The sequence below is a fragment of the Streptomyces sp. AC602_WCS936 genome, from assembly GCF_019049125.1.
Classification (GTDB): Bacteria; Actinomycetota; Actinomycetes; order Streptomycetales; family Streptomycetaceae; genus Streptomyces.
In genome coordinates, this window is sequence record NZ_JAGMUF010000114.1 from 25,490 (window position 1) to 47,815 (window position 22,326).

16 protein-coding genes are annotated in these 22,326 nt (G+C 72.9%); 8 read left to right on the forward strand and 8 right to left on the reverse strand.

What is annotated here, in order from left to right; genetic code table 11:
- Positions 1 to 58: 58 nt before the first annotated feature.
- From KUM03_RS32255 to KUM03_RS32265, 3 genes are all read right to left on the reverse strand, one after another.
- Entirely contained in the window at positions 59 to 1,777 is a 1,719-nt protein-coding gene (locus KUM03_RS32255; protein ID WP_217254118.1) for an LCP family protein, read from the reverse strand.
- A 265-nt stretch (positions 1,778 to 2,042) separates the two neighbouring features.
- Entirely contained in the window at positions 2,043 to 3,266 is a 1,224-nt protein-coding gene (locus KUM03_RS32260) for an LCP family protein (protein ID WP_217254119.1), read from the reverse strand.
- A gap of 494 nt (positions 3,267 to 3,760) precedes the next feature.
- Positions 3,761 to 4,525: a TIGR03089 family protein gene (locus tag KUM03_RS32265; protein ID WP_217254120.1), complete on the reverse strand. Its 765-nt coding sequence runs from the start codon at positions 4,523 to 4,525 to the stop codon at positions 3,761 to 3,763.
- 139 nt (positions 4,526 to 4,664) lie between these two features.
- On the opposite strand from KUM03_RS32265, the gene KUM03_RS32270 reads away from it, so the two are divergent.
- Positions 4,665 to 5,957 (forward strand): N-acetylmuramoyl-L-alanine amidase, encoded by a 1,293-nt coding sequence (locus KUM03_RS32270; protein WP_217254121.1) that lies wholly within the window; start codon positions 4,665 to 4,667, stop codon positions 5,955 to 5,957.
- 103 nt (positions 5,958 to 6,060) lie between these two features.
- Positions 6,061 to 7,143: an NDP-sugar synthase gene (locus KUM03_RS32275; protein ID WP_073729130.1), complete on the forward strand. Its 1,083-nt coding sequence runs from the start codon at positions 6,061 to 6,063 to the stop codon at positions 7,141 to 7,143.
- Between the two features lie 347 nt (positions 7,144 to 7,490).
- On the opposite strand, the gene KUM03_RS32280 is transcribed toward KUM03_RS32275, so the two are convergent.
- From KUM03_RS32280 to KUM03_RS32295, 4 genes are read right to left on the reverse strand one after another with little or no spacing between them, the layout of a single operon-like run.
- Positions 7,491 to 8,495 carry a DNA-3-methyladenine glycosylase gene (locus tag KUM03_RS32280; RefSeq protein ID WP_217254122.1) on the reverse strand — a complete coding sequence of 335 codons (1,005 nt, stop codon included), beginning with the start codon at positions 8,493 to 8,495 and terminating at the stop codon, positions 7,491 to 7,493.
- Positions 8,496 to 8,555: 60 nt separating this feature from the next.
- Positions 8,556 to 9,863: a coenzyme F420-0:L-glutamate ligase gene (locus KUM03_RS32285; protein WP_217254123.1), complete on the reverse strand. Its 1,308-nt coding sequence runs from the start codon at positions 9,861 to 9,863 to the stop codon at positions 8,556 to 8,558.
- Positions 9,860 to 10,819 (reverse strand): 2-phospho-L-lactate transferase, encoded by a 960-nt coding sequence (gene cofD / locus KUM03_RS32290; protein WP_217254124.1) that lies wholly within the window; start codon positions 10,817 to 10,819, stop codon positions 9,860 to 9,862. The genes KUM03_RS32285 and cofD overlap by 4 nt, the downstream gene beginning before the upstream one ends.
- 33 nt (positions 10,820 to 10,852) lie before the next feature.
- Positions 10,853 to 11,368 carry a cysteine dioxygenase family protein gene (locus tag KUM03_RS32295; protein ID WP_217254125.1) on the reverse strand — a complete coding sequence of 172 codons (516 nt, stop codon included), beginning with the start codon at positions 11,366 to 11,368 and terminating at the stop codon, positions 10,853 to 10,855.
- 708 nt (positions 11,369 to 12,076) lie between these two features.
- Here KUM03_RS32295 and KUM03_RS32300 point away from each other — a divergent pair.
- The 3 genes from KUM03_RS32300 (at position 12,077) to KUM03_RS32310 (ending at position 17,828) form a co-directional block, all read left to right on the forward strand.
- Positions 12,077 to 12,340, forward strand: coding sequence for a WhiB family transcriptional regulator (locus tag KUM03_RS32300; RefSeq protein ID WP_003975777.1), 264 nt, complete (start codon positions 12,077 to 12,079; stop codon positions 12,338 to 12,340).
- Positions 12,341 to 12,507: 167 nt separating this feature from the next.
- Entirely contained in the window at positions 12,508 to 16,305 is a 3,798-nt protein-coding gene (locus KUM03_RS32305; RefSeq protein WP_217254126.1) for a glycosyltransferase family 2 protein, read from the forward strand.
- The gene (locus tag KUM03_RS32310) at positions 16,302 to 17,828 is read left to right on the forward strand and encodes a DUF5719 family protein (RefSeq protein ID WP_217254127.1); all 1,527 of its coding nucleotides are present in this window, start codon (positions 16,302 to 16,304) and stop codon (positions 17,826 to 17,828) included. The genes KUM03_RS32305 and KUM03_RS32310 overlap by 4 nt, the downstream gene beginning before the upstream one ends.
- A 14-nt stretch (positions 17,829 to 17,842) precedes the next feature.
- On the opposite strand, the gene KUM03_RS32315 is transcribed toward KUM03_RS32310, so the two are convergent.
- Positions 17,843 to 18,301, reverse strand: a complete 459-nt coding sequence (locus KUM03_RS32315; protein ID WP_073729116.1) for a metallopeptidase family protein — start codon at positions 18,299 to 18,301, stop codon at positions 17,843 to 17,845.
- Positions 18,302 to 18,629: 328 nt separating this feature from the next.
- On the opposite strand from KUM03_RS32315, the gene KUM03_RS32320 reads away from it, so the two are divergent.
- The 3 genes from KUM03_RS32320 to KUM03_RS32330 all read left to right on the forward strand — a co-directional run bounded on the left by KUM03_RS32320 (position 18,630) and on the right by KUM03_RS32330 (position 22,254).
- A complete protein-coding gene (locus tag KUM03_RS32320) occupies positions 18,630 to 19,052 on the forward strand; it encodes a DUF3499 domain-containing protein (protein WP_217254128.1) in 423 nt (140 codons plus the stop codon).
- A 141-nt stretch (positions 19,053 to 19,193) separates the two neighbouring features.
- Entirely contained in the window at positions 19,194 to 20,810 is a 1,617-nt protein-coding gene (locus tag KUM03_RS32325) for an L-lactate permease (RefSeq protein ID WP_217254131.1), read from the forward strand.
- Between the two features lie 79 nt (positions 20,811 to 20,889).
- Positions 20,890 to 22,254 carry a phosphomannomutase/phosphoglucomutase gene (locus tag KUM03_RS32330; protein WP_217254129.1) on the forward strand — a complete coding sequence of 455 codons (1,365 nt, stop codon included), beginning with the start codon at positions 20,890 to 20,892 and terminating at the stop codon, positions 22,252 to 22,254.
- The last annotated feature ends 72 nt before the right edge of the window (positions 22,255 to 22,326 follow it).

Below are 22,326 nucleotides of genomic sequence, written 5' to 3' on the forward strand. Positions count from 1 at the left end.
GCTGTACGGCGTCGCCGACGGACTGTCGTACTGTCAGACGCGCGCCGGGCCCGTCAGGTCACTTCGCGCACTCGACCTTGTCCGCCGTGGACTTCTTGGCGCCCTCGGGAACCTCGGCCGGCGCGTTGAGCTTCGCTCCGGCTTCCTTGAAGTCCTTGCCGAGGGTGAGGGTCATGGTGGGCAGGCCCTGGGCGTTGGTGACGCTCTCGCCGGGTTTCATGGCGGCGCCGGACAGACCGAGGATCTCGGCGAGGGCGCGGGCCTGGTCGGCCTGGTCGGGGGCGTACTCGAGGGTGGTCTTGGCGATCTCGGCATCGGCGTTGCCCGCGTTCTCGGACTTGGTGACGCCGGCCTCGTTCTGGAGGTAGCGCAGTTCCTGCGAGGCGCTGCCGCCGGGGGCGCCGCCGTTGAGGATGCGGACGCGGATCTCGGAGGGGTCGGACTTCTCGCCCTTCAGGCGGGCGGCGACGGCGGCCTTCTCCTTCTTCTCCTTCTCCGACTCCTTCTTCTTGACCTCGGTGAAGGAGACGTCGTTCTTGATCATGTCGAAGACCTGCTGGGCCGGCCCCTCCTGGAGGACGACCGTCACCGGCTTCGGCTCGGCCGGGTTGTCGCGCACCGGCACCGTGGCGAAGGTCAGGTTCTTGGTGTTGAGCTTGCCCAGCTCCAGCCCGAGGTCCTTCAGCTTGCCGATGCTGTCCAGCTTGGAGTCGACGGTCAGCGCCTCGGTCGCGGCCTCGGCCAGCTTCACCATCTTCGTGGGGCTGGTGAGGGTGTCGTTGGACTTGAGCTTGCGCATCAGCGAGCTGAGGAACTGCTGCTGGAGCTCGATGCGGCTCAGGTCGCCGCCGAAGCCGACGGAGTGCCGGGTGCGGACGAAGGCCAGGGCGTCCTCGCCCTTGATGGTGTGCTCGCCCTTCGGCAGGTCCAGGTGCGAGTCGGGGTCCTTGATGTCCTTCGCCAGGCACACCTCGACCCCGCCGATCGCCGAGGTCAGCGTCTTGACCGCGTTGAAGTCGGCCACCATGAAGTTGTCGGGCGTGACGCCCGTCAGCTCGGTGACGGTGCGCATGGTGCAGCTGGGCGTACGGCCGTTCTGGCCGAGGCTGTTGTTGAAGCGGACGCCGGTGGAGCCGGGGATGACCTCCGTCGTCCCGTCCTCCTGCGTGGTCGGGCAGTCGGGGATGTCGACGATCAGGTCGCGGGGGATGCTGAGCGCGGTGGCGTTGGAGCGGTCCTTGGCGATGTGCAGCAGGATCGTGGTGTCGGCGTGTCCGGCGCTGCCCGTGTCGCCGTAGCCCTCGTTGCCCAGGCCGGTGCGCTTGTCGGTGCCGATGACGAGGATGTTGATCGCCTCGTCCTTGCGGAAGCCTCCGGTGCCGGCGCCGTCGTCGGGGAGCGACTGGATGTTGTCGTTGAGGTGTTGCAGGTAGAGGTACCCGGCCGCGCCCGTGGCGAGGACCACGAAGGCCATGGTGCCGACGGTCCACAACAGGACCTTCTTGCCCTTCGACTTCTTCTTCGCCGGACGCCGCCGCCCCCGCCGCCCGGGCGGCGGCTCCTCGGGCGCCGAGCGGCGCCTGCGGGGAGGAGGGACCTCACGACCCGGGGCGGACGGGGTGGACGGGGGAGCGGGGGTGGCGCCGCGGGGGCCCGGAATTCTCGACTGCGGTGCGGAAGGGGGCGGTCGCAGTTCGTATTCACCGGTGTGCGGGTTGAGTACCCACTGGTCTGCGGGGTCTATGTCTTCCGCCCGCCCACGGCCTTGCGCGTCCACGATTGCTCGAATCCTCCGTCGGGGCCACGCGGCGCCCTCCCCTCGAGGCGCCCGGTCTGGCTCACTGAGTGCGCGGCCCCGGGCATCACTCACCTCGTGGCCGGGCACACCGGCCCGATCACATTAGCCCCACGGTTCCTCACCGGGCGACGCCCGTGACACATTCCACGAACCTTACAACTGGGCATTCCGGCGCATTTATTGGACAACTGTCCGCACTTCCGTGCCCGTTCCGCGTACCGCTCGTCCCGTCTTGGAATGCGCTTTACTCGCAGATGTCTTCGGCGGCGGTGTTCCCGCTGAACGTCGGCGCCGGGGAATCACCGGTTCCGGATTCTCCGGATTCTCCTGGCTCCCGGGGGCCGGCCGACGCGTCCCCGTCGTTCCCCGCCGCGACCGCCACGGGCTTGTCCGTCCGAAGGCGGGTGAACAACTCCTCCGCGTCCGGCTCCACGAGTTGGTCGCGATTGGCGTCACCCGCATACGACTCCCGCGGCACGGTCAGGAATTGCACGCGCCCGGTGGGAATGTCGCGCAGCCCCCGTACGAGGTCGTACAGACCACGCAGGCTCGCCAGATCCGGATCCGTCGTGAGCGAGGAAGTGGCCGCGTCCAGAACGGGATACAGCTTCACGGGATTCAGCAGTACGCCATTGCTCTGCACCTTGTTGACGAGAGCCCCCAGAAAACGCTGCTGCCGGTCCATCCGGTCGGTGTCGCTGCCGTCGCCGAGCGACTTGCGGGCCCGGACGTAACCGAGGGCCTGCTCCCCGTCGAGCGTCACCCGGCCCGCGGGCAGCCGCAGCTCGGCGGCCTCGTCGTTCACCGGCTCGCGCAGGCACACCTCGACGCCGTCGAGCGCGTCGACCATCTCCTTGAAACCCTGGAAGTCGACGACCACGTGGTGGTCGATCCGGATGCCGGTCAGCTTCTCGACCGTCCGGATCGTGCACGCCGAACCGCCCACCTCGTAGGCGTAGTTGAACTGGGCGAACACAGGCTCCGAACGCTTTCCGTCCGAGCGGCGGCAGCCGGGCACGTCCACCATCAGGTCGCGGGGGAGGGAAACTGCGGTGGCACTGTCCCGGCCCGCGGCCAGGTGCAGCAGGATCGTGGTGTCCGACCGCTCGGTCCCGTCGTTGCGCCCGTAACGGGCGTTGCCTTCGCCGGAGCGGGTGTCCGACCCGATCACCAGGACGTTCTGCGCGCCGCGGACCAGCGCGGTGGGCCGCTCCTTCTCGTACCGGGCGAGTTCGGCGGCCGCCGCCTCGTCCGCGGTGATGTTGCCGCTCAGCTTGGCGTAGACGGCCCATCCGCCCCCCACGGCGCCGACGGCCAGCACGGCGACCGCGGCCCCGGCCCACCCCAGCCGTCGCCTCCGACGCCGCCGCCGCAGCCCGTCCCCGGTCGCGGACGCCCCGAGGGGCGTGCCTGCGTCGTCGTCGCTCACGTCTCCCTCCGTCCCGCACACGTGCGCTCCTACGACCATGACCCGAGCGGACGCGAAAGACGGAACGGGGCTACGCCGAACGGGGCACGGGGCCCGTCTCCCCTCCCAGCCTGCGGCGCGCGCGACCGCCTCCCTGCCCAGCCTGCGGCGTGCGCGACTGCCTTCCTGCCCAGCCTGCGGCGTGCGCGACTGCCTTCCTGCCCAGCCTGCGGCGTGCGCGACTGCCTTCCTGCCCAGCCTGCGGCGTGCGCGACTGCCTCCCTGCCCAGCCTGCGGCGCGCGCGACTGCCCCACCCAGCCTGCGGGGGCGCCTGCCCAGCCTGCGGGCACGCGTGCCCACCCCCCACCCAGCCTGCGGGCACGCGTGCCCACCCCCCACCCAGCCTGCGGGCATTCGTGCCGCTTAGGGCGGCACGGGTGGGCGCAGGCGGCACCCCGTCAGCGCCGGGCCGCGCGACCCACCCCACGTTCACACCCACGCGGGTACCTGTTCAACGCCGGTGCCCGCTGCCCCCCCGTCACCCGAAGAAACCTCACCGAGCCGTAGCCGAAACCCGCTCCGCCTCGATCCGCTGATCCAGCACCCCGTCCCCCGCCCGCTCCAGATGCCGGCACAACACCACCGACCCCCCACTCGCCAACGGCCCGTACAACCCCGCGCTCAACCCCTCCCACGTGTCGTACGGCAACCCCGACAGAATCCGCGCCCCCGGCCCCGTGAGCCCCAGCCCCGACGCCTCCGCCCGAGCCCGCTCCACGACCTCCGCCCCGCTGAACTCCCGCCCGGCCACGATCAGCGCGGGCGCCTCCGGATCCACCGGCACGTACGGCACGAACCGGTCCCCCTGCCCCGGCACCTCCACCGCGTAATCGGCGAAGCCCACCGGCGCGGCCGGCGCGAACCGCCCCCCGAGCGGCCGCAGCGCCAGCGCGATCCGCGGACCCGGGCACGCCCGCGCCGCCTCCAGCGACTCCGGGTCCGGCCCGCTCACCACGACGTCCGCCGCCGCGGCGTCGCCCGCCACGTCGGCGACCACACCCACCGACGCGCACGCCAGCAGCCACACCGCCGTCTGCCAGTGCGCGGGCAGCAGCAGCGCGACCCGGTCGCCGGGTTCGACGGACAGTTCGTCCTGGAGCAGGTTCGCGGTCTTGGCCACCCAATTGGCGAAGGTGGCCACGGACAGTTCGACGCGTTCGCCGGTGGCGTCGTCGTAGAAGGTCACCAGCGGGCGTCCCGGGTCCGCGGCGAGCGCGGAACTCAGCAGGTCGGCAGGGGTGCGATCGGTCGCGTTCATCCGCGCAAGCCTACGCGGGCCCGCCCCCGCGCACCGGGCGTACGGCGTACCGCACCGCCACCGGATCGGACGAAAACGCCCTACGGCCCGTCAGTTCACCATTGGACAGATATGTCCATGAATGACCACGATCCCTTGCATGCGTGGATTCCTTGCTTCCTCGATCGGTGTCACGTGTGCGGCGGCCCTGGCCCTCCCGCTCACCCCGCCCGCGTCGGCGGCAACCACCCCCGCGAACCGAGGAGCGGCGCCGACCCAGGCGTACGTCCCCGGCAGCACCCAGTCGCTGCCCCTCGCCCCCCTGGGCCGGGACCGCGCCCCCGGCTCTGCCGAACAGGGCGTCCCCCGCCGGGACGTACCGCACTTCTCACTGGTCGGCGTCGTCTGGGACGACCCCGCCACCGAACTCCACGGCCAGGTCCAGGTCCGCACCCGCGCCGCCGCCACCGGCGTCTGGTCCGGCTGGCAGGAGCTGGAAACCCACAACGCCGACCACGCCGCCGACCCCGGCACCCCCGAGAGCACCTCGGGCCGCGTCCGCGGCGCCACCGCACCGCTGTGGGTGGGCGAGTCCGACGGCGTGGAGGTCCGGGTACGGCCCGACAGCGCGCCGGGGGCCGCCCGAACCGCCTCGCACACCGCCGGAACTGCCCGGCACACGGCTTTCGCGCTCCCCACCGGTATGCGCCTCGAACTCGTCGCCCCCGGCGAGGGAGCCCCGCCCGCACCCGAGGACGGCCCTCGCACCACCACCGCCACTACCACCGCCGGCTCCGCCCCGATCGACGCCTACGAGATCCCGGCGGAACGGCAGCGATCCAAGCCGTACACCGGCCCCCGCCCCAGCATCACCACGCGCCGCGGCTGGGGCGCCGACGAGAAGCTGCGCGAGAAGAAGTTCGTGTACACGAAGAAGGTGAAGGCGGCCTTCGTGCACCACTCGGCCACCGGAAACAACTACCGCTGCTCGCAGGCCCCGTCAGTCATTCGCAGTATCTACCGCTACCACGTCAACAGCATGGGCTGGCGCGACCTCGGCTACAACTTCCTCATCGACAAGTGCGGAAAGATCTACGAGGGACGGGCCGGGGGAGTGAGCAAGGCCGTCCTCGGAGCGCACACCTACGGCTTCAACTCCAACAGCATGGGCATCGCCGTACTCGGCACCTACAGCTCCAAGAAGCCGTCGTCCGCCGCCGTGAAGGCGGTCGCCCGGCTCACCGCGTGGAAGCTCGGGCTCTCCGGCATGAATCCGCGCGGAAAGACATACCTGAAGTCCGGTGGTGGCAATCTCTACCGAAAAGGCAAGAACGTACGACTGAACGTCATCTCCGGGCACCGTGACGGCTTCGCCACGAGCTGCCCAGGCAAGAAGCTCTACGGCAAGCTCGGCACGGCCCGCTCGACGGCGGCGAAGTACCAGGGCCGCTGAGGGCGGCACACCGCACGACCACCGACGGCGCCGAGGAACGGTCTGCATACACTGGCCGGCCGAAAGACAGTTCGGCCGGTCCCGGCAGGAAGCAGAGACGACGGTGACAGAAGCGATCCTCCTGGTCGGTGGCAAGGGCACGCGGCTGCGTCCGCTGACGGTGCACACGCCCAAGCCCATGGTCAGGGCGGCGGGGGTGCCGTTCCTCACGCACCAGCTGGCGCGGGCCAAGGCCGCGGGCGTCGAGCACATCGTCCTCGCGACGAGCTACCTGGCCGAGGTCTTCGAGCCGTACTTCGGCGACGGATCGGCCCTGGGGCTCCACCTCGAGTACGTCACCGAGGAGGAGCCGCTCGGCACCGGCGGCGCGATCCGCAACGTGGCGTCCCGGCTGCACTCCGGCCCCGAGGAGCCGGTGCTGATCTTCAACGGCGACATCCTGACGGGCCTGGACATCGGGGCGCTGGTCCGCACCCACGAGACGACGGGCGCGGACGTCTCCCTGCACCTGACGAAGGTGACCGACCCGAGGGCGTACGGGCTGGTCCCCACGGACGACACGGGGCGGGTGCTGGCCTTCCTGGAGAAGCCCCAGACGCCCGAGGAGATCGTCACCGACCAGATCAACGCGGGCGCGTACGTCTTCCGGCGCTCGGTCATCGACACGATCCCGGCGGGCCGCCCCGTCTCTGTCGAGCGGGAGACCTTCCCGGAACTGCTGGCCACCGGAGCGCACCTCCAGGGCATGGTCGACTCCACGTACTGGCTGGACCTGGGCACGCCGGCGGCCTTCGTACGCGGCTCGGCGGACCTGGTCCTGGGCCGCGCCCCGTCCCCGGCGATACCGGGCCGCTGCGGGGACCGTCTCGTCCTGCCCACGGCACGCGTCGCACCCGACGCCAAGCTGGCCGGCGGGACGGTGGTCGGAGAGGGTGCCTTCGTGGCGGAGGGCGCGCGCGTCTTCGGCAGCACGATCCTTCCGGGCGCGGTCATCGAACCCGGCGCGGTCATCACCGACTCCCTCATCGGCACGCGCGCCCGCGTCGGCACCCGTTCGGTCCTCACGGACACGGTCATCGGCGACGGTGCGGTCATCGGCGCCGACAACGAACTCCGCTCCGGCGCCCGCATCTGGTGCGACGCCCACATCCCGCCGGCGGCACTGCGCTTCTCGTCCGACACGTAGGCCTGCGGCGGCGGGGGTGCGGGTGGCGCGGTTCCGTTGTGGGTGGGTCGGGGCCGCGCCGGGGGGTGCCCGTCCTCGGAACGGCGCGGAATCGGTCGGCTACGGGGCTGAACGGCGCGGACGCGCCAACCGCTGCGGGCGTACACCCCCCGACACGTCCCCTTCCCGCCGTACGCGGCTGTCCCGCCGTAGCTGCGGGCAGTCGTGCCGCTGGGGCGGCACGGGTGGGCGCAGCGGCACCCCGTCGCGCCGGGCCGCGCGACCCACCCCCGACGACCACACCCACGCCGGGCGCGAAGGAAACCCCGGCCCACGCGTCCCACCCACACCCCCGCCGACCCCCACCGTCACAACCGCTCAATCCCCCGCGGAGCCATCCGCGGCGCCCGCCGCCCCGGCACCCGCCCGCTCAGCAACACCAGCCGAGCCGCCCGATGCCGCTGCCCGGCATAAGGCTCCAGCAGCCGCAGCATCACGGAGTCGTCCGCGTACCGGTCCCCGCCCAGCGCGAACCCCACGATCCCCGGCAGGTGCAGGTCCCCCACCGTCACCGCGTCCGGCGCCCCGTGACTGCGCTGCACGGTCTCCGCGGACGTCCACGGCCCGATCCCGGACACGATCTCCAGCCGCTCCTGCGCGGCCGCCGGCTCCATCCCGGCCGCTTCCTCGAGCCGCGCGGCGACCCGCACCGCCCGCAGGATCGTCGACGCCCGCTTGTCGTCGACGCCGGCCAGGTGCCACTCCCAGGACGGGATCAGCGCCCACGTCCGCGCCGCCGGCATGACGTACATCCGCCCGGGCGCGGGCCCCGGCGCCGGCTCCCCGAACTTCCGTACGAGCAGCCGCCACGCCTGGTACGCCTCCAGCGTCGTGACCTTCTGCTCCAGGATCGAGGGGATCAGCGACTCCAGGACCAGTCCGGTCCGCGTCAGCCGCAGCCCCGGACGCCGGTGCGCGGTGTGCGCCAGCAGTCGGTGCCGCGGCACGAACGCGGACGGGTCGTCGTCGGCGCCCAGCAGCCGCGGCAGCCGGTCCAGCAGCCACTCCGCTCCCGGCCCCCAGGCCTCGCCCCGCACCTCGCCGCCGCGCGAGGTGACCCGCAGGGTGCCCGGACCGGCGGGTGTCCGGCTCGCCCGCCACAACGACCCGTCCGGCATCGTGCGGAAGGTCGGATCGCCCGGCCCGCGCCGCAGCGGCCCGAGGACCAGCCCCAGCTCCAGCGGCCCGTCCGGCACCCACACCCGTACCTTGCCCGGTGCGGCGGCCTGCCGGGGCACCGCGGCCGGGGGTACGACGGTCTCCCCGCCGCGCACCGTGGTGCGCGTGGGGCGGGGAGCGAAACGTCCTGCCACTGGTGAGGTCCTTGGGAGGGAGAGGGAGCTCCTACGAGGGTAGAGGCTCGGCCGGCCGGCTCACCGCACCTCGATGAACGACCCCGCGTCCCGCTCGGGCCGCGCCTTCGGCTCCCCGGCGGGGTGACCGACGGCGACCGCGCCCATCGGGTCCCAGTCGTCCGGCAGCTCCAGCACCTCCCGTACGACACTTCTGCAGAACATCGTCGAGGACACCCAGGCCGAGCCCAGCCGCTCCCCGGCGAGGGCGACCAGCAGGTTCTGCACGCCCGCGCCGGTGGCGACCACGAACATCTCCCGCTCGGCCCCGTCCCGCCGCTCGTCCCCGTAGGTGTGCGAGCCGTCCATGACCAGGCAGGGGACGACGAGGTACGGGGCGTTGCGCAGGACGTCGCCGCGCCGGATCCGCTTGGTGACGGACTCCTCGGTCTTGCCGTCCCGGCGCAGGTCCGCGATCCAGGCGTCGCGCATCGCGTCCAGCAGGCGGGTGCGGGAGTCCGCGGACTCCAGCAGTACGAAACGCCACGGCGTCGTGTGGTGCGGGGCCGGTGCCGTCACCGCCGCCGCCACCGCGCGGCGCACGGCACCGGGGTCGACGGGCTCGTCGGTGAAGGCCCGTACGGTGCGGCGCTGGGTGACCGCCTGCCGCACCGCCTCGGAGGTGCCCAGCCGGAACATGTCGTCGCGTGCGCCGCGGACCATCGCGCGGGCGCCCTCGCCGTCGTCCTCGGAGATCGCGTGCGGCAGGCCGCGCACTACGGCGACCGGCAGGCCCGCGGCCTTGCCCTTGACCAGGTCGCCCGCGGCGGCGAGTTCGTCGGCGGTGGCGATGATCGTGGCACTGAGCGGATTGCCGTGCGCGTCGGTGCCGCCGCGCAGGTCGTCCAGGACGCGGACGCCGGCGGCGCCGATCGCCACGTCGGTGAGGCCGGACCGCCAGGGGCGGCCGAAGGTGTCCGTGACGACCACGCCGACGTCGACGCCGAGTGCGTCGCGCAGGCCCTCGCGGATGACGCGGGCGGAGGCGTCCGGGTCCTCGGGGAGCAGCAGGACCGTGCCGGAGGGGGTGTTCGAGGCGTCCACCCCGGCCGCGGCCATGACCAGGCCCTGGCGGTTCTCCACGATGCGCAGCGTGCCGCGCCGGGCCACCACCCGTACCGTCTCCGCGTCGATCGCGGCCTCCCGGTCGGCGGCCCGGACGATCCGGCCCTCGGCTTTGGAGACGATCTTGGAGGTGACGAGCAGCACGTCCCCGTCGGCGAGGGCGGGCTCGGCCGCCGCGATCAGCTTGGCCAGGTCGTCGCCGGGTGCCACCTCGGGCAGGCCGGGGACGGCCCACACCCGGTAGCCGGGAGCGCCGTCGCTCATGCCTCGCGCACCTCCTCCGCCAGCGTCAGGGCCTCCCGGGCCATCTGCGCGGTCGCGTCGAGGTCGGTCATCATCAGCGGCACGGCGCGGCAGAGGATGCCGGCCGCCTTCACGCGCGTGACGGACTCCGCGTCGACCGTGTCGACGAGCCAGCCGTCGAGCAGCCCCGAGCCGTAGTGCTCGGCGACCGCGGCGGCGGTGGACTCCACGCCGACCGCCGCGAGGACCTTGTCGGCCATGCCGCGCACGGGCGCGTCCCCGACGATCGGGGAGAGGCCCACCACCGGCACTCCGGCGTCGGCGATCGCCTCCCGGATGCCGGGCACGGCGAGGATCGTGCCGACCGAGACGACCGGGTTGGAGGGCGGGAAGAGGATGACGTCCGCCTCCGCGATGGCCTCCAGCACGCCGGGGGCCGGCTTCGACTGCTCGGCGCCGACGGGGACGACCGCCTCGGCGGGGACCGAGGCCCGCAGTCGTACCCAGTACTCCTGGAAGTGGACCGCCTTGCGTTCGCCGTCCAGCTCCACGGCGACGTGGGTCTCCACGCGGTCGTCGGTCATCGGGATCAGGCGTACGCCGGGCTTCCAGCGGTCGCACAGGGCCTCGGTCACCGCGCTCAGCGGGAACCCGGCGGTGATCATCTGGGTCCGCACGATGTGCGTGGCGAAGTCGCGGTCGCCCAGGCCGAACCACTCGGGCCCGACACCGTACGCCGCGAGTTCCTCCTTCAGGTGGAAGGTCTCGTCGGCCCGTCCCCAGCCCTGCTCCTCGTTGATGCCGCCGCCGAGCGTGTACATCACCGTGTCGAGGTCCGGGCAGACCTTCAGCCCGAAGAGGTGGATGTCGTCCCCGGTGTTGCCGATGACCGTGATGTCCGCGTCCGGCGCGGCCTGCTTCAGACCACGCAGGAACCGGGCACCGCCGATGCCGCCTGCCAGAACCACAATGCGCATGGCCCCAGTCTTGCAGGCGGGTACGACAGTGCGTCAGGCAGTCGTCACCGCGCCCGTGTCCGTGCTCCGCGCGGTGGCCGAGCACTGCGGGGAGTGCATGGGCATCTCGGTCAGGCCCGGGAAGTAGACGTGCAGGCTGACCGCCGGCTCCAGCGCGTCGTTGACCACCTCGTGCACGTGTCCCGGGGCGAAGACCTTCTGCGTCCCCGGTCGCAACGCGCGCGTGCCGCGTTCCGTGCGCTCGGTGAGGGCGCCCTCCAGGACGGTCCACACGCCGGAGGAGGGCCCGTGGTCGTGGCGTCCGCTGCCCTGGCCGGGCAGCCAGGACAGGAGCCAGACCTCGTAGCCGGGGCCGGTGCGCAGCCGGTGGTACCAGCGTGTCGTCGCGTCGTACCGGACGAGGTCCTGCCACGCGGACCGGTCGGCGGCCAGGGAGCGGACCAGGCCGGCGAACTCGGCGACGGTGGCCGGGTGCTCGCGCGGTGCCTGGAGGAGGTGGGGGACTTCGAGGATGTCGCCGGCGATCTGGAGGTCGCTGTCGCTGTTCATGGGTGGGGTGGGTCCTCGGCGGGAGAGTCAGGAGGAGAACAGGAGAAGGGCGGGAGTCGCGGGATGGCTCAGTGCGCCCTGGTGGGGCGGGGAGAGACGGGCACGGGTCGCGTGGGCCCGGGCGACGGCCGGAGCGCGGTGGGGCTCAACAGCCGGAACAGCAACAACAGCTACAGCGAGCGTGGGCAGCACCGTGGGACCCGGCGGTGCGGGTCGAGGTGAGCGCCAAGTTCGCGAGCATGCCCACAAGGACAGCGGCTCACACCGGCACTGTCAACTCGATGCCCGTTATGTGGGACATGTTTCACCTCATCCGGTTCATCTGGCAGGTGAAAGGTTTGCTCAGGCGGCTTCCAGGACACATGGCGCACAAGCCGGGCGCACAACCCCCGTTGCGATCCCGTGATCCGAATGTGATCAGCTTCGCTTCGGCGTGTGTATCGGAACGGGATCGAACGCCCGGACGTCCTCCCTGGTGCGGACTCTGCTCGGGGTGAGTGTCCCGGTGGGTCTCGTTGGTATGTCAAGGTTTATGCCGATTTGAACACTTTCCGCATGGCCTTGGTTCCGCAGAGTGAATAAGGGGCCCAATAGCAGATCCCGGCTTGACTCGCCCGGAGCAGCACACTTGTAATTTCACTCGTGTCGTTCAGCCGGAATCGATAACGGCTGGATCACGGGGACGCGAAAGACAGACGAGGGGCGCACATGACCGAGCTGGTGCAGCAACTGCTGGTCGACGACGCGGACGAGGAGCTCGGCTGGCAGGAGCGCGCACTGTGCGCCCAGACCGACCCCGAATCCTTCTTCCCCGAGAAGGGCGGCTCCACCAGAGAGGCCAAGAAGGTCTGCCTCGCCTGTGAGGTCCGCTCCGAGTGCCTCGAGTACGCCCTTGCCAACGACGAGCGTTTCGGTATCTGGGGCGGCCTCAGCGAGCGGGAGCGCCGCCGGCTGAAGAAGGCCGCCGTCTGACACGACGACGGGAAACTGCGGTGACGGCCCCTCACGGGTGGGTTGTCCACAGGCGGCGGGCCGTCATTCCGCCCAGCCGATAGTGTGGGCGCTCGTCCGAGACGCCCCGCCACTCCCAACAGGCACGGGCGTCCACCGCAGTCCACCGAACCGGGGCCCGTACCTCGATGTCCGTGCACAGCCACACGGCAGCCCAGCAAGACCTCGCTGCCACACCTGAGTTCCCGCGTCACGTCGTGACCGCGGTCCTCGTCGCCCACGACGGAGCCCGCTGGCTGCCCGACGCGCTCGCCGGGCTGCTCGGCCAGGAACGCCCCGTCCAGTACGCCGTCGCCGCCGACACCGGCAGCGCCGACGACTCCGCCCGGCTGGTCACCGAAGCCCTCGGCGACGACCGCGTGCTCCACCTCGCCCGGCGCACCGGCTTCGGCCAGGCCGTCGAGGAGGCCGCCCGCGTCGCACCCGTCCTCACCCCGGAGGACCTGCCGTACCTGAGGCGGCCGAGCGGCTGGGACCCCGTCACCCGCACCTGGCGCGACGACGCCTACGACCTGCCGGAGCTTCCCCACGGAGAACCGGTCCAGTGGCTGTGGCTGCTGCACGACGACTGCGCCCCCGAACCCGACGCCCTGGCCCAGCTGCTGCGCGTCGTGGACAACGAGTACGAACTCGGCCGCGACGACGTCGCCGCCGTCGGCCCCAAGCTCCGCGGCTGGTACGACCGCAGGCAACTGCTGGAGGTCGGCGTCTCCATCGCCAACTCCGGCCGCCGCTGGACCGGCCTGGACCGCCGCGAACAGGACCAGGGCCAGCACGACCACGTGCGGTCCGTCCTGTCGGTGTCCTCCGCCGGCATGCTGATCCGGCGTGACGTCTTCGAACGGCTCGGCGGGTTCGACCGCCGGCTGCCCCTGATGCGCGACGACGTCGACCTGTGCTGGCGCGCCAACGCGACCGGACTCCGCGTCCTCGTCGCCCCCGAGGCGGTCGTACGCCACGCCGAGGCGGCCTCCCGCGAGCGACGCACCGTCGACTGCGCGGGCCGCACCACCGCCTCCCCGCACAAGGTGGACAAGGCGGGCGCCGTCCACACCCTCCTCGTCAACACCCGCACCGCCGCCCTGCCCTGGGTGCTGCTGCGCGTGGTCCTCGGCACCCTGCTGCGCACCCTCGCCTACCTCGTCGGCAAGGTCCCCGGCCAGGCCCTCGACGAGATCCGCGGCCTGCTCGGCGTCCTGCTGCGGCCCGAGCGCATCCTCGCCGGACGGCGCGAACGCGGTCGCCCGCAGGTCGAGAAGGACGAACTGCGCTCCCTGTTCCCGCCGCCCGGCGCGACCATCCGCGTCACCGTCGAACAGGTCGCCGGCAACCTCGCCGGCGCCTCCGACGCCGAGGCGGCCGCGGGCGCCGGACGGCACGGCGGCGCCATCGAGTCCGGACCCGGCGGCGACGACGCCGACTTCCTCGAGGTCGAGCAGTTCTCCCGCCTCAAGCGCGTCGCCCGCAAGCCCGGCCCGGTGCTCTTCCTGATCCTGCTGTTCGTCTCCCTGGCCGCCTGCCGCGCCCTGTTCGGCGGCGGCGCACTGGCGGGCGGCGCCCTGCTGCCCGCCCCGGCCGGCGCCGGCGAGCTGTGGTCGCGGTACGCGGACGCCTGGCACACCGTGGGCACCGGCGGCACCGCCTCCGCGCCGCCCTACCTCGCGATCGTCGCCACGCTCGCCTCCCTGCTGCTCGGCTCGACCGGGCTCGCGGTCACCCTGCTGCTGGTCTGCTCCGTGCCCCTGGCCGGCGCCACCGCGTACTTCGCCTCCCGCCCGCTGGTCCCCTCCCGGCTGCTGCGCGCGTGGGCGGCCGTCGCCTACGCGTTCCTGCCCGCCGCCACCGGTGCCCTGGCCGGCGGCCGCATCGGCACCGCCGTCCTCGCCGTGCTCCTCCCGCTCATCGCCCGCGCGGGCGCCGCCGCGGCCGGACTGACGGGCTCCTCCGGCACCCGCGGAAGCTGGCGCGCCACCTGGGCGTACGCCCTGCTGCTGACGATCACCACCGCCTTCACGCCCGTCGTGTGGCCCATCGCGCTGCTCCTCGGAGCCGGCGTCCTGGTGCTGCGCCGCGGCGACATCACGGCGTACGGCCTGCGCTTCCTCGCCCAGCTCGGCACCCCCCTGCTGCTCCTCGCCCCCTGGTCTCTGTCGCTGCTGCCGTTCGGCTTCTTCGACGAGGCGGGGCTCGAGTACGGCGCCTCGGCCGCCTCCGCCCTGGACCTGCTCGGCGCCAGCCCCGGCGGCCCCGGCACGGTCGGCGGGCTGGTCCTCATCGGCATCGTGCTGGCCGCGCTCGCCGCCCTGCTGCGCTCGGAGCGGCAACTGGGCATCCGCATGGCCTGGGCCGTCGCCGTGGTCGCCCTGGTCTTCGCGGTCCTGTCCAACCGCTCCGCCTGGGCCGGCCCCGCCACCCTCGTCTACGGCCTCGCCCTCCTGGCCGCCGCGACCCTCGGCGCCGACGGAGCCCGCTTCCGCGTGGCCGAGCAGAGCTTCGGGTGGCGCCAGCCGGTCGCCGCGCTGATCGCCCTCGCCTCGGCCGTCGGCCCGCTGATCGCCGCCGCCGGCTGGATGATCGGGGGCGCCGACGGTCCCCTGGAGCGACGCGACCCCACTCAGGTACCGGCGTTCGTCGCCGAGGAGAGCCGCACCCGCGACCAGGCCCGCACCCTCGTCCTCGACAGCGACTCCGCGGCCCACGTGAGCTACATGCTGGTCCGCGGCTCCGGTGCCCGCCTCGGTGACGGCGAAGTGGCCGCCGGCGACGGCGGGAACAGCCGGCTCGACAAGATCGTCGCCAACCTGGTGGCCGGTTCCGGCGCCGACCAGGCCGACCAGCTCGGCGGCTTCGCCGTGCGCTACGTCCTCGTCCACAAGGGCGCGCCCCGCGAGGTCACCCGCGTCCTGGACGCCACACCCGGCCTGAGCCGGCTCAGCCAGCAGGACGGCAGCGGGCTGTGGCGGGTGGACCAGGAGGTGGCGCGCGCGACCATCGTGGCCGGCGCCGGCGCCGGCGCCGGTGCCGAGGACGGCTCCGGCGACGGTGACCGTGCCGGTGAGCCGCAGCCCGTCGCGGCCGGCCCCGTCGAGATCCACACCGAGGTCCCGTCTGGCCCCGAGGGCCGCGTGCTGCGCCTCGCCGACACCGCCGCCGAAGGGTGGACGGCCACCCTGGACGGCAAGCCGCTCACCCGCACCACGGTCGACGGCTGGGCGCAGGGCTTCGAACTCCCCGCCGTCGGCGGGAAGCTGGACGTCACCTACGACGGTCCCCTCACCCACACCCTCTGGTTGTGGGCCCAGGGCCTCCTCGCCGTCGTCCTGGTCGTCCTCGCCCTGCCGGGCAGACGCCGTGACGTCGACGACGACCTGCCCGACGAACCGCTCGTCCCGGCCCAGGCCGTCGAGGGCGAGGGCCGCCGGGCCCGGCGGCTGCGAGCCCAGGCCGAGGCGGAGGCGGCGGCCGAGGCGGCGGACGGTGATGGGGTCGTGCCGCCGCCCGTCGAAGCCCCGGTGCCCGTGCCGCAGCAGCAGAACTACGGCGACTGGGACCAGGCGGCGTACGCCCCCGCCGAGTACGGCTCCTACGGCACGTACGGCGGCGAGCAACACCGCGGCACCCAGGAGCAGTACGACGCGGGCGGCTACGGACAGCAGCCGTACCAAGGGGACCCCTACCAGGCGGACGCCTACCAGAGCGGTCAGGGCGGTCCCGGTGGCACGGGCGGCCAGGGCGGCGGGTTCGAGGCGGGGCAGTACGACCCGTACGCCTACGGCGATCCCTCCGACCCGTCCCAGGCCGGGGCGTACGACCCCGCCTACGGTCAGGCGTACGGCCAGGGCGGATACGACACGCCGTACGACCCCGCCCAGCCCCACCACCCCCACGGCACCGGCAATGAGCGTCCCGACGGGAGCCAGCAGTGAAGCGCACCACCCTGTCCCTGTTCGCGGGCGCCGCGGCGCTCGCCGCCGTCACCGGATTCGCGGCCGTCTCCGCACCGGGCGACACCGGCGCGGACACCGCCGAGCCGGCCGCCGTACTGCCCGTGGAGCGCACCAGCCTGCTCTGCCCGGCGCCCAGCAACTCCGACCTCGCCGAGACGTCGTACACCTCCTTCACGCCCGTCACCAAGGGCGCCGACGAGAAGGGCACGGCCGCGCTCAAGGCGGCGACGGCCGAGTCGAAGGACGAGAAGGACGGCAACAAGGGGGAGGAGAAGGACGACAAGGACGAGAAGTCCGGGGACAAGGCCGGCAAGCCCGTCGTACAGCCCAAGGAGCCCGGCACGCCCGTCGCCGGCAAGGCCTCCGGCGCCGACACGCCCGCGCTGATCGGCACCGCCGAGGGAAGTCACGCCCCCGGCTGGACCGTTCAGCAGACCACCGAGGTCGCCGCCGGGACGGGCCGCGGACTGCTGGGTCTCACGTGCACGGCGCCGGACACGGAGTTCTGGTTCCCGGGCGCCAGCACGGCGACCGGCCGTACCGACTACGTGCACCTCACGAACCCCGACGACTCCGCGGCCGTCGTCGACATCGAGCTGTACGGCAAGGACGGCGCCCTGAAGTCCACGGTGGGGGAGGGCATCACCGTTCCGCCCAACTCCAGCGAGTCCCTCCTGCTGTCCACGCTCAGCGACGAGGAGCAGACCGACGTGACCGTGCACGTCGGCGTGCGCAGCGGCCGGCTCGGCGCCGCGGTGCAGGCCCTGGACGACAAGACCGGCGGCGACTGGCTGACCGCCGCCGCGGACCCGGCGGGCGAGCTGGTGCTGCCGGGCATCCCCAAGGACGCCACAGCCGTCCGCCTGGTGCTGTTCACGCCCGGTGGCAGCGACGCCGACCTGAAGGTGCGGCTCGCCTCGCCGTCCGGGACGATCACGCCCGCCGGGCACGAGACCGTGCACGTCAAGGCGGGCATGACGACCGGCGTCGACCTCGGCGAGGTCACGCGCGGCGAGGCCGGTTCGCTGGTGCTGACGCCGACGAGCGGCTCCGTGCCGGTCGTGGCCGCGGTCCGGGTCGTGCGGGGCGAGGGCGGTGAGCAGGAGTCGGCGTTCATCCCGGCCTCCGACCCGGTCGGCGCCCGCGCGACGGCCGCGGACAACCGGGCCAAGAGCACGACACTGTCCATCACCGCGCCGGAACAGGCCGCGAAGGTCAAGGTCACGGCGTCGGCGGGCACCGAGGGCGGCACGACGGCGAGCAGGACGTTCACGATCAAGGGCGGCACGACCCAGAACGTCGAGGCGCCGGTCCCGGCCGGACTCGAGGGCGCCTACGCCCTGACGGTCGAGACGGTCTCGGGCGGCCCGGCGTACGCCTCACGCACCCTGACCGGCGAGGACGACGACGTGGCGTCCTTCACGGTGCAGCCCCTCCCGGACGACCGGGGCATGGTCTCGGTACCGAAGGCGGAGGAGGACTTGAGCGTCCTGCAGCAGTGACGGCCCCGCACCGCTCAGTCCTCTCCGTACCGAGGGTCCACCGTCTCCGGCGTCAGCCCCAGCAGCTCCGCCACCTGCTCCACGACGACCTCGTGCACCAGCGCCGCCCGCTCGTCCCGCCCCTTGGTCCGGATCTCGACCGGCCGCCGGTACACGACCACCCGTCCCCGCCGCCCGTCCCGCGAGGGCACCGTCCCGCCGAGCGGCACGGCCTCGTCGCTCCACGCCTCCCCGGCCCCGCCGCCGTCCAGCCGCGGCACGTCGAGGACGAGGAAATCGATGTCGGCGAGCTGCGGCCACCGCCGTTCCAGGCGTTCCACGGAGTCCTGCACGAGGTCCGCGAACACCTCGCCGCGGCTCGCGGCGAGCGGTACCTGAGGGGGCGCGATCGGGCCGCGCATGCCCCGGCCGTGGCGATCACGGCTGCGGGGCCCTGGCCGGCCGGCGTCACGGGGCGTCACGGGGTTGTCCATCACTGGTGAAGGGTAGTCCTCGCCGGTTCCGCACGCCGGACCGCACACGCAGACCGGAGGAGCGCCGCAGCCCTCCGCCCGCCCTCCGCCCACGCTCCGCGCAGCCTTCCGCACGCATGTCGCCGAATGACCATTCCAGCCAAGCTTGGGCTCGATTCCGTATCTCTCCGCGACCGCCGATCTCCAGGCAAATGTCACTGTTCGCATCGTTTCGCGACCGCTCACCGATCCGGTCGGCAGCCCGGCCCAGGTCGTCCGCGCAGGTCAATGAGGGGTGCCCGGAGGGCGGTGTGTCCCGTTTCACACCACGACACGGTGGTGTGACCTGGTGGAGAGTCGTCGCGGCCCGCTCAAGAGTGCGGTACCGTCCAACATCGTGAGCCCTGTACGTCGCTGTTCGCGCACCGCCTGCGGCCGTCCCGCCGTCGCGACGCTGACGTACGTCTACGCCGACTCGACCGCGGTCCTCGGCCCGCTCGCCACCTACGCCGAACCCCACTGCTACGACCTGTGCGCCGAGCACTCCGAGCGCCTCACCGCCCCGCGCGGCTGGGAGGTCGTCCGCCTCCTCGACGGCTCTGCCCCGGCCCGCCCCAGCGGTGACGACCTGGAAGCGCTCGCCAACGCGGTCCGCGAGGCGGCCCGCCCCCAGGAGCGGGCGGCGGAGGCCGGTGGTGGTCCCCGCACGGCCGACCCGATGGAGGTCGCGCGCCGCGGCCACCTGCGCGTGCTGCGCTCGCCGGACAACTGACGCCACCTCAGTCCCTCCCGCGCCGAACCGTTGCTGCAGATCCGTTTACCGCACACCCATTGACGCCACCTTGTCGCGGACACGACCATTCCGGGAGTCGCGAGAAACCGCTTTCGCATGGCGGAATCCGGGGAGGCGCCCGTGTACGTCCAGGAACTGGAACCCGTCGCCGGTTCGCTCGGCCTGTCCGCGCTGGTGGCGGCCCTGCCCCTGGTGATCGTCCTCGTCCTGCTGGGCGGCGTCCGCATGAAGGCGCACCTGGCGGGCCTCACCGGCCTCCTGGCGGCCGTACTCGTCGCCTGGCTCGCGTACGGCATGCCACTGGACCAGACGGCCTCCAGCGCCGTACAGGGCGCCGTGTTCGGGATCTTCCCCATCCTGTGGATCGTCGTGAACGCCCTGTGGGTGTACCGCATGACCGTCCGCACCCGGCACTTCGACATCCTCCGCCGCTCCTTCGGGCGGCTGTCCGACGACCCGCGCATCCAGGCCCTGGTCGTCGCCTTCTGCTTCGGCGCGCTGCTGGAGGCCCTCGCCGGGTTCGGGGCGCCCGTCGCGATCTGTTCGGTCATGCTCGTCGCGCTCGGCTTCGACCCGGTGCGCGCCGCCGTCGTCTCGCTCGTCGCCAACACCGCCCCGGTCGCCTTCGGCGCGATGGGCACCCCCGTGGTGACGCTGGCCCAGGTCACCGGGCTGCCGCTGGACGACGTCGCCTCCGTGGTGGGCCGCCAGACGCCCCTGCTGGCCCTCGTCGTGCCGCTGCTGCTGGTCGCCCTGGTGGACGGGCGGCGCGGGCTGCGCGAAACCTGGGCGCCCGCGCTGGCCTGCGGCGTCGCCTTCGCCGTCGCCCAGTTCGTCGCCTCCAACTACGTCTCCGCCCAGCTCGCCGACATCGGCGCCGCCCTCCTGGGTGCCGCCGCCCTGGTCGCCGTACCGCACTCCCGCCGCCCCGCCGCCGAGCCCGTACGGGCGGCCGTCCTCACCGGCGCACGGAGCGAGGAACTGGACGAGGAGGACACCGGCCGGGAGGTCGTACGGGCCTATGCGCCCTACGCCCTGATCGTCGCCGTCTTCTCCGTCGCGCAGATCCCGGCGGTCAAGGACTGGCTGGCGAAGGCGACGCAGAGCTACGACTGGCCGTTCCTGGACGTCGCCGACCCGGAGGGCAACCCCGTCGGCGGCAACGTCTTCTCCCTGCCGATCGTGTCCACCGGCGGCACGCTCGTGCTGTTCGCCGGGGTCGCCACGGCCGTCGTCCTCGGCGTGCACGCGCGCGTGGCGGTCAGGGAATGGCTCGCGACCGTGCACGAGCTGCGGTTCGCGATCCTCACCGTGACCTCCGTGCTGGCCCTCGCCTATGTCATGAACCTCTCCGGGCAGGCCGCCACCATCGGCCACTTCGTCGCGGCGGCCGGGGCCGGCCTCGCCTTCCTGTCGCCGGTGCTGGGCTGGTTCGGCGTCGCCGTCTCCGGCTCCGACACCTCCGCCAACGCGCTCTTCGGCGCCCTCCAGGTGACCGCTGCGCGGGAGTCGGGTCTGTCGCCGGAGCTGCTCGCCGCCGCGAACAGTTCGGGCGGCGTGCTCGGCAAGATGATCTCCCCGCAGAACCTCACCATCGCCTGCGCGGCCGTCGGTCTCGCGGGCCGCGAGGGTGACCTGCTGCGCAAGGTGCTGCCCTGGAGCCTGGGCCTGCTGCTGGTGATGTGCCTGATCGTGGTCGGGCAGTCGACGCCGGTCCTGGGCTGGATGCTGCCCTGACCTTCCAGAACCCCACGGCGCCCGGTCGGCGGTTGCGGGTAGTTTGTGGGCTCCGACAGGACTTTCAGGAAGGTTGGCCGTGGCTGCTGATCTGTCGCAGATCGTGAAGGCGTACGACGTACGCGGTGTGGTGCCGGACCAGTGGGACGAGTCGCTGGCCGAGCTGTTCGGCGCCGCGTTCGTCGAGCTGACCGGCGCGAGCGCCATCGTGGTCGGCCACGACATGCGGCCCTCGTCCCCCGGCCTGTCCGGCGCCTTCGCGCGCGGGGCGGCGGCCCGCGGCGCCGACGTCACCGAGATCGGCCTGTGCTCCACCGACCAGCTCTACTACGCCTCCGGCGCGCTGAACCTGCCGGGCGCCATGTTCACGGCCTCGCACAACCCGGCCCAGTACAACGGCATCAAGCTGTGCCGCGCGGGCGCCGCCCCCGTCGGCCAGGACACGGGCCTCGCGGAGATCCGCGCGTCCGTGGAGCGCTGGAGCGAGACCGGCGCCCCGGAGCCGGCGTCCCGCCCCGGCACGGTCACCCGCCGAGACACCCTCGCCGACTACGCGGCCCACCTGCGCTCCCTCGTCGACCTCACCACCATCCGCCCCCTGAAGGTGGTCGTCGACGCGGGCAATGGCATGGGCGGACACACGGTCCCCTCGGTCTTCACCGGCCTGCCCCTCGACCTCGTGCCCATGTACTTCGAGCTGGACGGCACCTTCCCCAACCACGAGGCCAACCCGCTCGACCCGGCCAACCTCGTCGACCTCCAGCAGCGCGTCCGCGAGGAGGGCGCCGACCTCGGCCTCGCCTTCGACGGCGACGCCGACCGCTGCTTCGTCGTCGACCAGAACGGCGACCCGGTCTCCCCGTCCGCCGTGACCGCTCTCGTGGCCGCCCGCGAGCTCGCCCGCAACGGCGGCGAGGGCACCGTCATCCACAACCTGATCACCTCCTGGTCCGTCCCGGAGGTGGTGCGGGAGAACGGCGGCACGCCCGAACGCACCCGCGTGGGCCACTCCTTCATCAAGGCCGAGATGGCCAGGACCGGCGCCATCTTCGGCGGCGAGCACTCCGCGCACTACTACTTCCGCGACTTCTGGAACGCCGACACGGGCATGCTGGCCGCCCTCCACGTCCTCGCCGCCCTCGGCGGCCAGCCGGGCACCCTGTCCGCCCTGGTCGCCCAGTACGACCGCTACGCGGGCTCGGGCGAGATCAACTCCACCGTCGCCGACCAGGCCGACCGGCTCGCCGCCATCAGGGCCGCCTACGAGGGCCGCGACGACGTCACCCTGGACGACCTCGACGGCCTCACCGTGTCGTCGGCCGACTGGTGGTTCAACGTCCGCCCCTCCAACACCGAGCCCCTGCTCCGCCTGAACGCGGAGGCTCGCGACGAGGCGACGATGACGAAAATCCGCGACGAGGCCCTGACCATCATCCGCGCCTGATGCCGCCCCCCCGCCCTAGCTGCGGGCAGTCGCCGTGCCCCCTAGCTGCGGGCAGTCGTGCCGCTGGGGCGG

Excerpts from the sequence above, each read along its gene's own strand:
- KUM03_RS32260 (WP_217254119.1), bottom strand. The coding sequence starts at position 3,266 with ATGGTCGTAGGAGCGCACGTGTGCGGGACGGAGGGAGACGTGAGCGAC.
- KUM03_RS32265 (WP_217254120.1), bottom strand. The coding sequence starts at position 4,525 with ATGAACGCGACCGATCGCACCCCTGCCGACCTGCTGAGTTCCGCGCTC.
- KUM03_RS32270 (WP_217254121.1), top strand. The coding sequence starts at position 4,665 with ATGCGTGGATTCCTTGCTTCCTCGATCGGTGTCACGTGTGCGGCGGCC.
- KUM03_RS32285 (WP_217254123.1), bottom strand. The coding sequence starts at position 9,863 with ATGAGCGACGGCGCTCCCGGCTACCGGGTGTGGGCCGTCCCCGGCCTG.
- cofD (WP_217254124.1), bottom strand. The coding sequence starts at position 10,819 with ATGCGCATTGTGGTTCTGGCAGGCGGCATCGGCGGTGCCCGGTTCCTG.
- KUM03_RS32295 (WP_217254125.1), bottom strand. The coding sequence starts at position 11,368 with ATGAACAGCGACAGCGACCTCCAGATCGCCGGCGACATCCTCGAAGTC.
- KUM03_RS32300 (WP_003975777.1), top strand. The coding sequence starts at position 12,077 with ATGACCGAGCTGGTGCAGCAACTGCTGGTCGACGACGCGGACGAGGAG.
- KUM03_RS32305 (WP_217254126.1), top strand. The coding sequence starts at position 12,508 with ATGTCCGTGCACAGCCACACGGCAGCCCAGCAAGACCTCGCTGCCACA.
- KUM03_RS32315 (WP_073729116.1), bottom strand. The coding sequence starts at position 18,301 with ATGGACAACCCCGTGACGCCCCGTGACGCCGGCCGGCCAGGGCCCCGC.